The following is a 547-nucleotide window of genomic DNA, read 5'->3' as shown; positions in this document are numbered from 1 at the left end:
GTTTGGCCAGAAACGCTTCGACCACCGTGAAGCCGTCGAACGGGGGGAGAGGAATCAGGTTGATGGCCGCCAGCAGCAGGGAACCCTTGGCGGCGATCACCGTCGCCCAGGAAGGCACGATCCAATAGGCCAGCAGCAGAAACAGGCCAAGAAGAATGGACGATGCCGGGCCGGCGGCCGCGGCGATCGCACGGTCACGCAGCGAGGCCTTGGCGTAATCCTCGCTGACGGCCATGCCGATGAACGGGAGCAGGCGGATTTCTTCCTGCGCGGTTGCGAAAAGAAGCGGTCCGGTGCCAATGATGATTTTGTCGACCCGCATGCCGAGCCGGCGCATGACGCACGCGTGGCCATATTCATGGATCACCAGCAGGAAGGTGAGGATGAACCAGATCAGTCCCAAGCCCAGCAGCAATTTCAGCATCATCATCTGTTCCCCATGTTCTCAGCAGCGGCCGGCAGTCTCCCGCCCATGCTGCAAAGCCATTTCCGATCCGCTCATACGTTATACGATTAGCAACATCTTATATGGAAAACAATTTTGTTG

Annotated in this window: 1 protein-coding gene; it reads right to left on the bottom strand. The window is 58.5% G+C overall.

Going from position 1 to position 547, the window contains the following annotated elements; all coding sequences use genetic code 11:
- A partial coding sequence (locus JK635_RS27875) for a site-2 protease family protein (protein ID WP_202652770.1) occupies positions 1 to 430 on the bottom strand: 430 nt, incomplete at its 3' end.
- Between the last annotated feature and the right edge of the window lie 117 nt (positions 431 to 547).

It is taken from the genome of Neobacillus paridis, assembly GCF_016765675.1.
GTDB lineage: Bacteria > Bacillota > Bacilli > Bacillales > Cytobacillaceae > Neobacillus > Neobacillus paridis.
Note: the sequence above shows the minus strand (reverse complement) of the source record. Positions and strands in the feature narration are given on the sequence as shown.